13 protein-coding genes are annotated in these 14,007 nt (G+C 64.7%); 8 read left to right on the plus strand and 5 right to left on the minus strand.

The features are described from left to right. Positions 1–51: 51 nt before the first annotated feature. The 3 genes from mobA to BLV45_RS03845 all read right to left on the minus strand — a co-directional run bounded on the left by mobA (position 52) and on the right by BLV45_RS03845 (position 5,195). A complete protein-coding gene (mobA, locus tag BLV45_RS03835; protein WP_090529169.1) occupies positions 52–666 on the minus strand; it encodes a molybdenum cofactor guanylyltransferase MobA in 615 nt (204 codons plus the stop codon). A gap of 13 nt (positions 667–679) precedes the next feature. Then, a complete protein-coding gene (moaA, locus tag BLV45_RS03840; protein ID WP_090529172.1) occupies positions 680–1,789 on the minus strand; it encodes a GTP 3',8-cyclase MoaA in 1,110 nt (369 codons plus the stop codon). Positions 1,790–1,982: 193 nt separating this feature from the next. Beyond that, positions 1,983–5,195 (minus strand): Rne/Rng family ribonuclease, encoded by a 3,213-nt coding sequence (locus BLV45_RS03845; RefSeq protein ID WP_090529175.1) that lies wholly within the window; start codon positions 5,193–5,195, stop codon positions 1,983–1,985. Between the two features lie 746 nt (positions 5,196–5,941). Between BLV45_RS03845 and BLV45_RS03850 the strand changes: the two genes are divergently transcribed. Genes BLV45_RS03850 through BLV45_RS03865 form a run of 4 tightly spaced genes read left to right on the plus strand, consistent with a single transcriptional unit; the run spans position 5,942 to position 9,040 of the window. Further along, entirely contained in the window at positions 5,942–6,991 is a 1,050-nt protein-coding gene (locus tag BLV45_RS03850; protein WP_090529178.1) for an RluA family pseudouridine synthase, read from the plus strand. Then, complete coding sequence (locus BLV45_RS03855) at positions 6,972–7,631, plus strand: HAD-IA family hydrolase (RefSeq protein ID WP_090529180.1); 660 nt, start codon at positions 6,972–6,974, stop codon at positions 7,629–7,631. Before BLV45_RS03850 ends, BLV45_RS03855 begins: the two co-directional genes overlap by 20 nt. Beyond that, positions 7,628–8,020, plus strand: a complete 393-nt coding sequence (locus BLV45_RS03860) for a Rieske (2Fe-2S) protein (RefSeq protein ID WP_090529182.1) — start codon at positions 7,628–7,630, stop codon at positions 8,018–8,020. The genes BLV45_RS03855 and BLV45_RS03860 overlap by 4 nt, the downstream gene beginning before the upstream one ends. Before the next feature lie 18 nt (positions 8,021–8,038). Then, on the plus strand, positions 8,039–9,040 hold the full coding sequence (locus BLV45_RS03865; protein ID WP_090529184.1) for a S49 family peptidase: 1,002 nt from the start codon (positions 8,039–8,041) through the stop codon (positions 9,038–9,040). A 121-nt stretch (positions 9,041–9,161) separates the two neighbouring features. On the opposite strand, the gene BLV45_RS03870 is transcribed toward BLV45_RS03865, so the two are convergent. Both BLV45_RS03870 and BLV45_RS03875 read right to left on the minus strand, forming a co-directional pair. Then, positions 9,162–9,881, minus strand: coding sequence for an SAM-dependent methyltransferase (locus tag BLV45_RS03870; RefSeq protein ID WP_090529186.1), 720 nt, complete (start codon positions 9,879–9,881; stop codon positions 9,162–9,164). Continuing rightward, positions 9,878–10,498 carry a Maf-like protein gene (locus BLV45_RS03875; RefSeq protein ID WP_090529189.1) on the minus strand — a complete coding sequence of 207 codons (621 nt, stop codon included), beginning with the start codon at positions 10,496–10,498 and terminating at the stop codon, positions 9,878–9,880. Before BLV45_RS03875 ends, BLV45_RS03870 begins: the two co-directional genes overlap by 4 nt. A 235-nt stretch (positions 10,499–10,733) precedes the next feature. Between BLV45_RS03875 and BLV45_RS03880 the strand changes: the two genes are divergently transcribed. The 4 genes from BLV45_RS03880 to BLV45_RS03895 all read left to right on the plus strand — a co-directional run bounded on the left by BLV45_RS03880 (position 10,734) and on the right by BLV45_RS03895 (position 13,932). Beyond that, positions 10,734–11,387, plus strand: a complete 654-nt coding sequence (locus BLV45_RS03880) for a YceD family protein (RefSeq protein WP_090529192.1) — start codon at positions 10,734–10,736, stop codon at positions 11,385–11,387. Between the two features lie 105 nt (positions 11,388–11,492). Then, the gene (gene rpmF / locus BLV45_RS03885) at positions 11,493–11,672 is read left to right on the plus strand and encodes a 50S ribosomal protein L32 (protein ID WP_061149014.1); all 180 of its coding nucleotides are present in this window, start codon (positions 11,493–11,495) and stop codon (positions 11,670–11,672) included. Positions 11,673–11,812: 140 nt separating this feature from the next. Continuing rightward, positions 11,813–12,943, plus strand: a complete 1,131-nt coding sequence (gene plsX / locus BLV45_RS03890; protein ID WP_090529195.1) for a phosphate acyltransferase PlsX — start codon at positions 11,813–11,815, stop codon at positions 12,941–12,943. Next, complete coding sequence (locus tag BLV45_RS03895) at positions 12,943–13,932, plus strand: beta-ketoacyl-ACP synthase III (RefSeq protein WP_090529198.1); 990 nt, start codon at positions 12,943–12,945, stop codon at positions 13,930–13,932. The genes plsX and BLV45_RS03895 overlap by 1 nt, the downstream gene beginning before the upstream one ends. Positions 13,933–14,007: the final 75 nt, after the last annotated feature.

Here is a 14,007-nt window from a genome sequence, read left to right on the forward strand (position 1 = left end):
TCGTCTCGTGACGCGTGCGACCGGAGGCGGCTGTAGCCGCTGCACAAGGTCTTATGCCCGTTCGAGATCGGCGAGTTCCCGCAAGGAGTTGGCATTGTAAAACGCGCGCCCGTCGGTAAAGCCGACTTCGACGGTCGTGTGGCGCGCGTACCACGCGCGGACCTTGCGCTCGCCGGCGGCGAGGAAAGCCGCCAGATCGTCGGCCAGCGACGTGCGCAACAGCGCGACAACGGGGTGCAGGACGCTTTCACCGTTCGCGTCGCGGGTCGTGACGGTGGCGATATCGGCGGCGTTCGCGTCGAGCGCGTCGACCAGTTGCCGCGCGAGATCGGCGGGCAGATTCGGCGTGTCGCACGGCGCGCTCAGCACGAAACCGGTTTGCGCCGCGCGCAGCCCGGCCAGCAGCCCGGCGAGCGGGCCCGGAAAACCGGGCAGCGAATCGCCGACGACCGTCGCGCCGAACGCCGCGCCCAGTTCGGCGTACCGCTCGACGTGACGGTTGGCGCTGATCAGAACCGGTCCGGTCTGCGGTGCGAGACGCTTCAGCACGTGCAGCGCCAGCGGCTCGCCACGCAGCAGTTGCAGGCCTTTGTCGAGGCCGCCCATGCGCGTGCCGCGTCCGCCTGCGAGAACGAGTCCGGTGATCTGTCCGGTGGGGATCGACATGAACGCGACGGCCCTAGCCGCCGATGTACGACATTTCGACGCGCCGCGGTTCCGACGCGTCCGGCGTCGCGCTCGCGCTGCCGCGCAGCTGCGAGTAGCGGTCGGTGCGCGTGTGCCAGATGCGGGCGATGGCGGTGGCGATCTCGGCGTCGCTTGCGCCGTTGCGCACGACCGCGCGCAGATCGTGCCCGGACGAGGCGAAGAGGCACAGATACAGCTTGCCTTCGGTCGACAGCCGCGCGCGGGTGCAACTGCCGCAGAATGCGCGCGTGACGCTGGAAATCACGCCGATTTCGCCGCCGCCGTCGGCGTAGCCCCAGCGCTGCGCGGTTTCGGCGGCGCTGTGCGCTTCGAGCGGCACGAGCGGGAAATGCGCGGCGATGCGCGCGACGACGTCCGCCGAAGGCAGGACTTCGGTCATGTTCCAGCCGTTCGACGTGCCGACATCCATGTATTCGATAAAGCGCAGCACCGCATCCGTGCCTTTGAAGTGCCGCGCCATCGGGACGATCTCAGTGTCGTTTGTGCCGCGCTTCACGACCATGTTCACCTTGATCGGCGCGAGTCCGGCGTCGTGTGCGGCCTCGATGCCCTTCAGAACGTCGGCGACCGCGAAATCGGCGTCGTTCATGTGACGGAACAGTGAGTCGTCGAGCGCGTCGAGACTGACGGTAACGCGCGTCAGGCCCGCATCTTTCAGGCTGCGCGCCTTGCGGGCGAGGAGCGAGCCGTTGGTGGTGAGCGTGATGTCGAGCGGCCGGCCATCGGCGGTTTTCAGCGCGGCGAGGCGTTCGATCAGGAATTCGAGGTTCTTGCGCAGCAGCGGTTCGCCGCCCGTCAGACGGATTTTCTCGACGCCATGGTCGACGAACACGCGCGCAAGGCGCTCGATTTCCTCGAACGTGAGCAGGGCGCCGTGGGGCAGGAACGGATAGTCCTTGTCGAACACCGCGCGCGGCATGCAATAGACGCAGCGGAAGTTGCAGCGATCGGTCACCGAAATCCGCAGGTCGCGCAATGGACGCGCGAGCGTGTCCGTCAGTTCGCCGCGGGGCGCGTGCGCGGGACCGGAGTAATCCGGAATCGCGCTGACATCGGCAACAGGGATGATGCGTCGGGACATGATTGCTTTTGTGTCGTCTGGATGTCCATTCTAGCGGAAAGACAGGTGCCCGCCGCTGTCGCCCCGCCCGACTTGGGGACATACCTGGTATGGGTGCCGTGTCATTGGGTCGCGCCTGGAAAGCAGGCCGCCTCCAGAAACAAAAAACCCGCCGGGTGAGGGCGGGTTTTTTGCCTGCGACAACCAGACTGGCTTATTGCGGGTGCCTGGCCGTTTCGACCTGCTGCATCGGCGCACTGTCAGCCGTCGGAAGCGGCTTGCGCTCGCGCACGACGCGTGCCGGCTTGACGGTTTGAGCCGCAGCTTCCTGAGCGGCGCGCAGCTTGTCCGTGTCGGTATTCACCCACACGAGGCCGGCCTTTTCGAGCACCGGCTGGAGGGCGTCGGCCGACAGACCGTTCTGGCGCGATGCTTTGGGTGCCGCGGCCGGGGCAGTTGCGACCGGCTCCGGCGCTGCGACAACCGGCGCCTCGACGGCGGCAGGTTGCGGTTCGGCGTGAACTTCAGCCTGTACCGACGGCGCGACAGTGGCTTCGACAGCCGCTGCCTCGTAGATCGGCGCGGGCGCCGGATCGGCGGGCGCTTCAACGGCGGCAGGGGCCGCCGTGTGGGCAACCGGTTCGACCTGCGTGAGCGTCTCGCTGACGGCCGGTGCTATCGGTGCTACAGGTGCGGCAGGCGCAACGGGTGCAACAGGCTCAGCCGGCGTCGCGACGACTGCCGGTGCCGGTTCCACTGCCACCGGTTCGAAGTACGACGCTGCCGGCGCTTCGACTGCGGGTGCAGTCGGGGCAACCGGTGCTTCGTCGACCGGGACAACCGCTTCGGACTTCGCTGCCTTTTCGACGGCGAGAGCCGGCGTTTCGGCCGATGCGTGCAGTTCACTGACCACGGCGGTTTGCGTTGCAACGGCGGCAACCACGACTTCCACCGGGGTCACGTCCTTCGCTTCGCTACGTTCCGCGCGCGGCGCCGGTGCATCCGCTGCGACATTCACGGTATCGCCTTCTGCTTCAGCGACGTCCGAGGCCAGGTTGACGTTCGAACCGTCTTCCTCGCGCTCGCGACGACCGCCACGACGGCCGCGGCGGCGACGACGACGCTCCTCGCCTTCACGTGCCACCGCTTCCTGATCGGCCAGCGCACCGCCTTCAGCCGTGCCTGCCTGAACCGGCAGCGCGGCTTCGAGCGTTGCTTCCTGATTCAGCACTTCGCCTTCCTGCGGTTGACGGTTACGGCGCTCGCCACGTTCTCCGCGTTCACGGCGCTCGCCGCGGGGCGTGCCGTCACTGGCTTCCACGCGCTCGCCACGTTCCTGGCCACGCTCGCCACGCGCGTCGCGACCTTCGCGTGCTTCGCGCGGCTCGCGGGCGTTGCGCGGTTCACGTTGTTCGCGGGGTTCACGTTGCTCACGCGGCTCGCGTGTCTCACGGCCTTCGCGTGCCTCACGCGGCTCCCGACCTTCGCGTTCCTGACGTTGCGACGGTTGACCCTGACGGCCGGCGTTCGCACCTTCGGTGCGGCCAGCCGCATCGCGACCGCCCGCACCGCCACGGCGGTTACGGTTGCGATCGCCACCGCGTTCGCCGGTCCGCTCACCGCGTTCAGCGCGCTCGCCGCGTGCCGGACGTGCCGGCTTTTCAGCCGGGGCAGCGGCCGGCGCAGGCGCTGCGGGCGCCACGCCGAACAGGTTCTTCAGCCAGCCGATGAAACCGCCGCCAGCCGGCGTCACCGCGACAGACGCGGGCGTCGCCGCAGCCGGCTTCACCGGAGCGCTCGGCGCCGGCTTCTCGGGCGTGATGCCCTTGACCGCCGCTTCCTGCTTCGGCTTCACTTCTTCGGTGCGCTTGCTGTAGCCGGTTTCCGATTCCAGTTCGCGGGCCGCTTCTTCGGCCATCTTCCACGAAGCGCGCGGATCGTCGAGGCGCGCATCGTCGTGACGCAGGCGCTCGAGCTTGTAATGCGGCGTGTCGAGGTGCTTGTTCGGGATCAGCACGACGTTGACCTTGAAGCGCGATTCGATCTTGTTGATTTCCGCGCGCTTCTCGTTCAGCAGGAAGGCGGTCACTTCGACCGGCACCTGGCAATGGATCGCCGCGGTGTTTTCCTTCATCGCTTCTTCCTGAATGATCCGCAGCACCTGCAGCGCGGACGATTCGGTATCGCGGATGTGACCCGTGCCGTTACAGCGCGGGCACGTCACGTGGCTGCCTTCCGACAGGGCCGGGCGCAGGCGCTGGCGCGACAGTTCCATCAGGCCGAAGCGCGAGATCTTGCCCATCTGGACGCGCGCGCGGTCGTGCTTCAGCGCATCTTTCAGGCGTTGCTCGACTTCGCGCTGGCTCTTGGTCGATTCCATGTCGATGAAGTCGATCACGATCAGGCCGCCCAGGTCGCGCAGGCGCAACTGGCGGGCCACTTCGTCGGCGGCTTCGAGGTTCGTGCGCGCGGCCGTTTCCTCGATGTCGGCGCCCTTGGTGGCGCGCGCCGAGTTCACGTCGATAGCGACGAGCGCTTCGGTATGGTCGATCACGATCGCGCCGCCCGACGGCAGCGGCACCGTGCGCGAGTACGCCGTTTCGATCTGGTGTTCGATCTGGAAGCGCGAGAAAAGCGGCACGTCGTCGTGATACCGCTTCACCTTGCTGACGTTGTCCGGCATCACGATGTCCATGAAGGCGCGTGCCTGGTCATGGATTTCCGTGGTGTCGATCAGGATTTCGCCGATATCCGGCTGGAAATAGTCGCGAATCGCGCGGATCACGAGGCTCGATTCGAGGTAAATCAGCATTGGCTGACCCGACGAGCCGCTTTGCGACGCGGCTTCGATCGCGCGCCACAACTGCATCAGGTAGTTCAGGTCCCATTGCAGTTCTTCGGCCGAACGGCCGATACCGGCCGTGCGCGCGATGATGCTCATGCCTTCTGGCAATTGCAGCTGCGCCATGGTTTCGCGCAGTTCCTGACGGTCGTCGCCTTCGATCCGGCGCGACACGCCGCCGCCGCGCGGGTTGTTCGGCATCAGCACGAGGTAACGGCCGGCGAGCGAAATGAACGTGGTGAGGGCTGCGCCCTTGTTGCCGCGCTCTTCCTTTTCGACCTGAACGATCAGTTCCTGGCCTTCCTTCAGCGCGTCCTGGATGCGCGCGGTGCGCATGTCGACGCCGTCACGGAAATACTGGCGGGCGACTTCCTTGAACGGGAGAAAACCGTGCCGGTCTTCACCGTAGTTGACGAAACAGGCTTCGAGCGACGGCTCGATGCGGGTAATGACACCTTTGTAGATATTGCCTTTGCGTTGTTCGCGGCCGGCGGTCTCGATGTCGATGTCGATGAGTTTTTGCCCATCGACGATGGCGACGCGCAGTTCTTCTTGCTGCGTCGCATTAAACAGCATGCGTTTCATTGAACGGCTCCAGAGCGGCTTTGCCTGCCCGCGTGCCGGTTGTCAGCCGGAACGTCGAGGACAGCGGCATGCCGCGCCTTATTGTGTTTTCACAAGCACGCTGGAGCGGGAACGATGGTGGGAGAATTGCCAGATGCGGGGCCGGTCCGGCGAACGGACACGGTGCCGCTGGGCACACGCGAATACGGCTTCAAATAACGGCACGACACGCCGGGGGTTCTGGCAGTCCGACCTGCATCGCCTTCATGTGTCCTTCCGGCGCGCCAGCTATGCGCAGGACCGTCCGGACGAAGGCTGCGGCCATGCCGCAGCGGGAAGCTTGCTCAAAACGCCCGACTTCCCACTCGGGGTGTCTCACCTCATTTTGACGTCGCCATGCCCCGCACTCTCTGCAGGACGCGCTCGGGCGCACGCCGTATATTCGCAACCAGGAGCATCACGCGGGGCCATCAGACCGCCCGCGACCTACGCTCACCGGATAAATTCTTTTTTGCCAACATTCCGTTACCGTCGGAGCCGACCGTGACCGAACGCGCCTGTGGGCGCCGTCCCTGCCGGGTGCTGGTTCCGTGCGTGCAACTCGCTGCATCTCATTTTCAGGGTGAGCAGCCAGACCCCGGCGCAAGTAAAATAGCGGTTTATCGCTTGCACCTGCGCAATCCGCCCGCATTCCAGTGTAATACACCGGTTGAATGCACCGGTCCAATGTGCCGGTCTCGCAGACTGCTGGGCAAATTATATTCATAATGAAAGAGTTAGGCAAAATATCCCAGAAATCGCTAAATGGCGCGGTCGCAGGCGACCAGGTCTCGATGATCGAGATCGACGACGGCGCGGCCGGTCAGCGCATCGACAATTTCCTGTTGCGTGTCTGTAAGGGTGTGCCCAAAAGCCATGTCTACCGGATCCTGCGCAGCGGCGAAGTGCGCGTGAACAAGGGTCGGGTCGATGCGCAGTATCGTCTGCAACTGGGCGATCTGGTCCGCGTTCCGCCGATCCGGATCGCGCAGGGCACCGAAGCCGCCGCGCACCCGCCGCCACCGTCGGCGGATTTCAGGATCCTCTTCGAAGACGATCACATGCTCGTGATCGACAAGCCAGCCGGCGTCGCGGTGCATGGCGGAAGCGGCGTTGCGTTCGGCGTGATCGAGCAGATGCGCCAGGCCCGGCCACAGGCGAAATTCCTCGAACTGGTGCATCGTCTCGATCGCGAGACATCGGGCGTGCTGATGCTGGCCAAAAAAAGGGCAGCATTGGTCGGCCTGCACGAACAGATCCGCGAGAACCAGATGGACAAGCGATACTATGCGTGCGTCCACGGCCAGTGGGCGAGCGACTGGGGGCGTCGGCGTGCGGTCAGGGAGCCGTTGCACAAGTATCTGACCCCGGAAGGCGAGCGGCGCGTGCGGGTGCAGCCGGACGGTCTGCCGTCGCATACGGTGTTCAACCTGATCGATCGCTGGCCGTCGTACGCGCTCGTCGAAGCAGAGTTGAAGACGGGCCGCACGCACCAGATCCGCGTACACCTGCAGCATCTGGCGCTGCCGATCGTCGGCGATACCAAATACGGCGACTTCGCGCTGAACAAGGCGCTGGCGCGCGCGAACGCGAATCCGGGGTTAAAGCGCATGTTCCTGCATGCGTACCGGCTGAAGCTCAAGCATCCGGCCACCGGCGACGTCCTGCAGTTCGACGCGCCGCTGCCGGCCGAATGCCGGCGCTTCGTCGACCAGCTCACCGCATTACGTGATCAACCCCAAAACGAGACGAACCCGCATGGCCCGAGAGCAATTTGACCTGATCGTATTCGACTGGGACGGCACGTTGATGGATTCGACCGTGCATATCGCGCGCAGCATCCAGGCAGCGTGTCGCGACCTCGGTCTGCCCGTGCCCGCCGACGAGGCCGCGAGCTATGTGATCGGTCTCGGCCTGCGCGACGCGCTTCAGATCGCCGCGCCGACGCTCGATCCGGCCGACTATCCGCGTCTTGCCGAGCGCTATCGCTTTCACTATCTGGTCAAGGATCAGACCACCGAGCTCTTCGCGGGTGTGCGCGAGATGCTCCAGGAACTGCGGGACACGGGTTATCTGCTGGCCGTCGCGACGGGCAAGAGCCGCGTGGGGCTGAACCGCGCGCTCGACCAGAGCAGCCTGACGAGCCTCTTCGACGGCACGCGCTGCGCCGACGAAACGTTCTCCAAGCCCCATCCCGCGATGCTGCATGAACTCACGCGCGAACTGGGGCAGGATCCCGTGCGCACCGTGATGATCGGCGATACGACGCACGATCTGCAGATGGCGATCAATGCGGGCGTGGCGGGCGTGGGCGTCGGCTACGGCGCGCATCCGGCCACTTCGCTGACGGCGCTGACGCCGAAATTCGTCGCGGACAGCGTGGGGTCGCTGTCGTCCTGGTTGCGCGAGAACGCATGAGCGGCGCAACGCCCGAACCCGTCCGGATCTGCGCCTCCAGTGAGCTGGTGGATGGCGGTGCAGGCGTGCGCCACGCCGCGACGTATGGCGGCGGCGAGGCGGTCGTATTCTTCGTACGTTACGATGGCCGCGCCTACGGATACCTGAACCGCTGCGCGCATGTGCCGATGGAACTCGACTGGTCTGAGGGCCAGTTCTTCGAATCGTCGGGTTTATACTTGATGTGCGCCACGCACGGGGCGATTTATGCGCCGGACACCGGTCGATGTGTCGGCGGTCCGTGCCGTGGCGGCAGGCTGCGTCCCGTCGAGGTCGACGAACGCGACACGCCTGAAGGCCGCGCCGTGTTCTGGCTTCCGGACGACGAATTGCGTCCGGTCACCCCTTGATCCCTTATTTTGCGACGCATGGCCGACAATCAAACTCCTGATCCCATCGATCCCGCCGGTTCGGACCGCCGCCTGCCTGAAGCGGAGCCCGGCTGGGAGCGCGCGGCGCTCGAGCGCATCGCGCTCGCCGCGATCACCGAGCAGCGCGCGTCCCGGCGCTGGAAGATCTTTTTCCGCTTCGTGTTTCTGGCCATCCTCGCGCTGGTGGTATGGGGCGTGTTCGACTTTAGCGGCGAACACGTATCGACGACCGGTCGTCACACCGCGCTCGTGTCGCTGGACGGCGAGATTGCGTCCGACACCAACGCCAACGCGGACGACATCAATACCGCGCTCGACAGCGCCTTCGACGACGACGGCACCGTCGGCGTGATCCTGCGCATCAACAGCCCGGGCGGCAGCCCGGTGCAGGCGGGCATCATCAATCGCGAGATCCGGCGTTTGCGGGGCAAATATCCGTCGATTCCGCTGTATGTCGTGGTTGACGACATGTGCGCGTCGGGTGGTTATTACGTCGCCGCTGCCGCCGACAGGATCTACGTCGACAAGGCCAGCATCGTCGGTTCGATCGGCGTGCTGATGGACGGGTTCGGCTTCACGGGCCTGATGGACAAGCTCGGCGTGCAGCGCCGGCTGCACACGTCGGGTGAGAACAAGGGCTTTTTCGATCCGTTCTCGCCGGATACGCCGAAGATGGACGCCCACGCGCAGCAGATGCTCGACCAGATCCACGCGCAGTTCATCGACGCCGTGCGTCAGGGGCGCGGCAAGCGGCTGCATGAGACGCCGGACATCTTCTCGGGTCTCTTCTGGACCGGCCAGCAGAGCATCGAACTGGGCCTTGCGGACGCGCTCGGCGACACCGATTACGTCGCGCGCGAGATCATCAAGGCACCGGACATCGTCGACTACACGGTGAAGGAAAGCATCACCGACCGCGTGGCGAGAAAATTCGGCGCCGCAGTGGGCGCGGCCGGCGTGCATGCGATGATCGCGGGCGGAAAGCTCAGCCTGCATTGACCTTGAATGGCCGTTGATGGTTTGCGTGCATCACGCAGGCTGTTCATGGGGCGCAGCGGGGGAGCCCGCCGGATACCGCGCCGGGCTGGACCGGGTGGCCGTTACCCCTTTGATGTCTCGCCTAGACGGCCAGTAGCAGGAAAATCGCCGGCCGCTTGTGCAGATCGATGGCCGGCGCCTTTTTCCAGTCCGCGACGGAGCGGCTCGCGATGGTTTCTTCCGGCAGCGTCAAATCGACCGCGACGCAGACGAGCGTCGACGGCGCGCAGGTCGCGATCAGCGTATCCAGCAGCGCGCGGTTGCGATAAGGCGTCTCGATAAAAATCTGCGTCTGCTTCGCCTTGCGCGACTGCTGTTCGAGTTCGCGCAGACGTTTTGCGCGCTCCGCCGCGTCGACCGGCAGATAGCCGTGAAACGCAAAGCTCTGGCCGTTCAGGCCCGATGCCATCAATGCCAGCAGGATCGAGCTGGGTCCGACGAACGGCACGACCTTGACGCCGCGCTCATGCGCACGCCGCACGAGCAGCGCGCCTGGATCGGCGACGGCCGGGCAGCCAGCTTCGGAAACAAGCCCGGCATCCGTCCCGGCAAGGATCGGCGCCAGCAGCTTTTCGACTTCGCCGGGCGGCGTGTTCACGTTCAGCTCGCGAATCTCGATTTCCTGGATCGGCCGGTCGGTGCCTACCTTCTTCAGGAACGCCCGCGTCGTCTTCGCGTTTTCGCCGATGTAATAGTGCAGCGCGGCGGCCCGTGCGCGAACCGGGGCGGGCAGGACGGCGGCGAGCGCGTCCGCGTCGCCTTCGCCGAGCGTGTTGGGAATCAGGTAGAGAATGCCGCTCATCGTGTGCCAAAAAGTGGGTAACCAGCCGCCAGCAGCATGCCGGTGAGCGCGATCAGCGGGAGGCCGATCAGCGCCGTGGGGTCGTTTGAATCGATTGCTTCGAGAAGTGCAATGCCAAGCCCTTCCGATTTTGCGCTGCCCGCGACGTCGTAGGGCGTTTCCGCCAGCAGGTAGGCCTCGAGATCGGCGTCCGGCAGGTTGCGAAAGGACACGTGCGTGACGACATCGGCGGTTTGCGCTTTGCCCGATCCGCTGTCGAAGAGGCAAAGCGCACTATGAAACAGCACCTCGCGGCCGCGCATGGCCTGCAGTTGCGCCAGCGCCTTTGCGTGCGTGCCGGGTTTGCCGATCTGCAGGCCGTCGTAAGTCGCGACCTGATCGGAGCCGATCACAAGCGTACGCGACGCGGCGGCCGAACTGGATCCGGCGACGGCGCGCGCCTTCGCTTCGGCGAGCCGCAGCGCGGTGGTTTCGGGGCTTTCGCCCGCGAGCGGCGTTTCGTCGATGTCCGGCACGACGACGTCGAACGGAATCCGCAGGCGTTCGAGCAGTTCGCGGCGATAGCGCGAACTCGATGCGAGAATCAGACGGGGTGTGCGATTCGGAGAAGCTGGCATAGTGGACCAAAGGGTGGAAAGGCAGGCCGCGAACCGGTTTCCGGAGACGGACTTAAGTGTTTGACTCGAAAAGGCAAAGCGGATATGATTTTGGGCTTTTCATCGGTATGTTATTGCGCGCGCCTGTTGTGAACATCACTCATGGCAATGCCCGGAACATACCGGATCTTCCCGGCCGAAAGACCAATCACGGGGCGGACGCGGCCAACCCGCGATCGCCTACGCAGGAGCGCACATGACTGAACATCCTGGCAAACCTGCGGGTCCCGCTGCCGTTCTCGATCCGCGCGAACTCGACCTGTTCGAATTCGCACGAAGTGGCCGGCAGGCTGCGGGCGTGGTGCGTGTCTCGCAACTGCCGCGCATGTTAAACGAAGTCCCGGCCGAGGCGCCAGATCGCGATACCGCGTGTACCTGGCAGGCGGAAGGGTCGACCCAGCCTGAATTGCAGGACGACGGCACCGAGGGTCCGCAGCCATATCTGCGGCTCGCGCTTCACGGTTCGGCGTGGCTGATGTGCCAGCGTTGTCTGGCCCCGTACGAGCAGGCGTTCAACGTCGACGCGATATACCGGGTGGTCAACACCGAGGAAGAGGCGGAAGAATTCCCGCTGGATGAGGATGAAGTCGAGGTGATCGTGGGCTCACGCCAGTTCGATCTCGTCGAGTTGATCGAAGAGGAATTGCTGCTTTCGCTGCCACTGGTGCCGAAGCACGATGTTTGCCCCGAGGTTCATGAAAGTCTTGTCTCGGGTGCGAGCGGTGCGGAGGGCGAGGGCGAAGAGGCGGCGCGGGACGAAGCCGGCGAGGGTGGCGAACCCGGACGGCCGAATCCATTTGCGGCGCTCGAAGGGCTCAAGCGGGGCGGCCCGGGCGGCGAAAAGCACTGAACGGTTGCATGGGAGCGCGAAGGTATATCGGCGTATTGGCCAGTCGGCCAGTGCCGATTGCCTTATCGGGCTGTGTTAGAATTCGGAAAATTTTTAGGAGTTATCATGGCAGTTCAACAAAACAAGAAGTCGCCGTCGAAGCGCGGCATGCACCGCTCGCACGATTTCCTCGGCGCAGCACCGCTGGCTGTCGAGCCGAGCACGGGTGAAGTGCATCTGCGTCACCACGTTAGCCCGAACGGCTACTATCGCGGCAAGAAAGTCGTCAAGACGAAGAACGACTAATCGTTCCCGACTCGTCGCGTCTTCCGCAACTGCGTTCAATGGCGTGTCGCGTGGCGATCAGTTCGCTTGACATTTTCCCGGCTCGACAAAAAGGCGGCATTCAACTGCCGCTTTTTTGTGCCTGAAATTCGTCGCATTCCATGACTGTAAAGCTCACGATCGATTGCATGGGAGGCGACCACGGCCCGTCCGTGACCGTTCCCGCGGCTGTCAGCTTCGTTCGTTCGCATCCCGGCGCGCACCTGATGCTCGTCGGCATCGAAACCGCGATCCGGGCCCAGCTGAAGAAGTTGAAGGCACTGGACGAGCCGGCGCTGACGGTCGTCGCGGCCACCGAGATCGTCGCCATGGACGATCCGGTCGAAGTCGCCCTGCGCAAAAAGAAAGACTCGTCGATGCGCGTCGCGCTGAACCGCGTCAAGGAAGGCGAGGCGCAGGCCTTCATCTCCGCCGGCAATACCGGCGCGCTGATGGCGGTTTCCCGTTATGTGCTGAAAACGCTCCCGGGCATCGAGCGCCCGGCGATCGCGTTCGCCCTGCCGAACCGCATCGGCTACACGATGATGCTGGACCTTGGCGCCAACGTCGACTGCGAGCCGCAGCATCTGCTGCAGTTCGCCGAGATGGGGCACGCGCTCGTGTCCGCGCTCGAAGGCAGGGAGCGGCCCACCATCGGCCTGCTCAACATCGGTGAAGAAGTCATCAAGGGCAACGAGACGATCAAGCGCGCCGGCGAACTGCTGCGTGCAAGCACGCTCAACTTCCGCGGCAATGTAGAGGGCGACGATATCTATAAAGGTACCGTCGACGTCATCGTTTGCGATGGCTTCGTCGGCAATGTCGCGCTGAAGACGTCGGAAGGGCTCGCGCAGATGCTTTCCGATATCATCAAGGAAGAGTTCGGCCGTTCGTGGCTCACGAAACTGATGGCCGTTCTCGCATTGCCGGTATTGATGCGTTTCAAGAAGCGCGTCGACCACCGGCAATACAATGGTGCGGTGCTGCTCGGGTTGCGCAGTCTCGTGATCAAAAGCCACGGTTCGGCCGATTCCTATGCGTTTGAGTGGGCGATCAAACGCGGGTATGATGCCGTCAAAAATGGCGTGCTCGAACGCCTTGCATCCGCGATGGAAGAGAATGCGGGTCCTCTCGAACAGGCGGCACGTGGGGCAGCCCCCGGGGTGAACCCGGAGACAGGCGGCGCGGGTCAGGCCAGCCCGGTCGCGGGCCAGCCAGCCGATCCCTACGCTGCGCAATCCTCGAAGGCATAATGGCTCAATCAACTATTTATTCCCGCGTGCTGGGCACCGGCAGCTATCTGCCGCCCGGACGTGTCACGAATCAGGACCTGGCTGTCCGTCTCGCGAAGCAGGGTGTCGAGACAAGCGACGAGTGGATCGTCGCGCGCACGGGCATTCATGCCCGTCATTTCGCGGAACCTGATGTCACCACGAGCGATCTCGCGCTGATCGCTTCGCAACGCGCGATCGAAGCGGCTGACATCGACCCGCAGTCCATCGATCTCATCATCGTCGCTACGTCCACGCCGGATTTCGTTTTTCCGAGCACGGCGTGTCTGTTGCAGAACAAGCTCGGTATCAGGAACAACGGCGCGGCGCTCGACGTGCAGGCCGTGTGTTCCGGCTTCGCGTACGCAGTCGCCATGGCCGACAGCTTCATTCGCGGCGGGCAGCATCGTACGGCGCTGGTGATCGGCGCCGAGACGTTTTCGCGCATTCTCGATTTCAGCGACCGGACCACGTGCGTGCTGTTCGGCGACGGCGCCGGCGCGGTCATCCTGCAGGCGTCCGAAGAGCCGGGCGTGCTGGCGAGCGCGCTGCATGCCGACGGCAGCCATTCGAAGATCCTGTGTACGCCGGGCAACGTCAACGGCGGCGTGGTGGCGGGCAGCGCGTTCCTGTACATGGACGGCCCGGCGGTGTTCAAGCTCGCCGTCAACGTGCTGGAAAAGGTCGCGGTCGAAGCGCTCGCCAAGGCCAACCTCGCGCCTGAGCAGATCGACTGGCTGATCCCGCATCAGGCCAACATCCGCATCATGCAAAGCACGTGTCGCAAGCTCGGTCTTTCGCAGGACCGGATGGTGGTTACTGTCGGCGAGCACGGCAACACGTCGGCGGCTTCGATTCCGCTCGCGTTCGACGTCGCGGTTCGCGACGGGCGCATCAAGCGCGGTCAGAACGTGCTGATCGAAGGCGTGGGCGGCGGCTTTACGTGGGGCGCATCGGTCATCCGCTATTGATCGACAGGCTTGCGGCCAGCGCGGCGTTTCTGTATTTCGCTGCTGGTTGCGCCGTCTCATGGCGATGTCGCGCGC

The sequence above is a fragment of the Paraburkholderia sartisoli genome, assembly GCF_900107685.1.
Taxonomy (GTDB): Bacteria; Pseudomonadota; Gammaproteobacteria; order Burkholderiales; family Burkholderiaceae; genus Paraburkholderia; species Paraburkholderia sartisoli.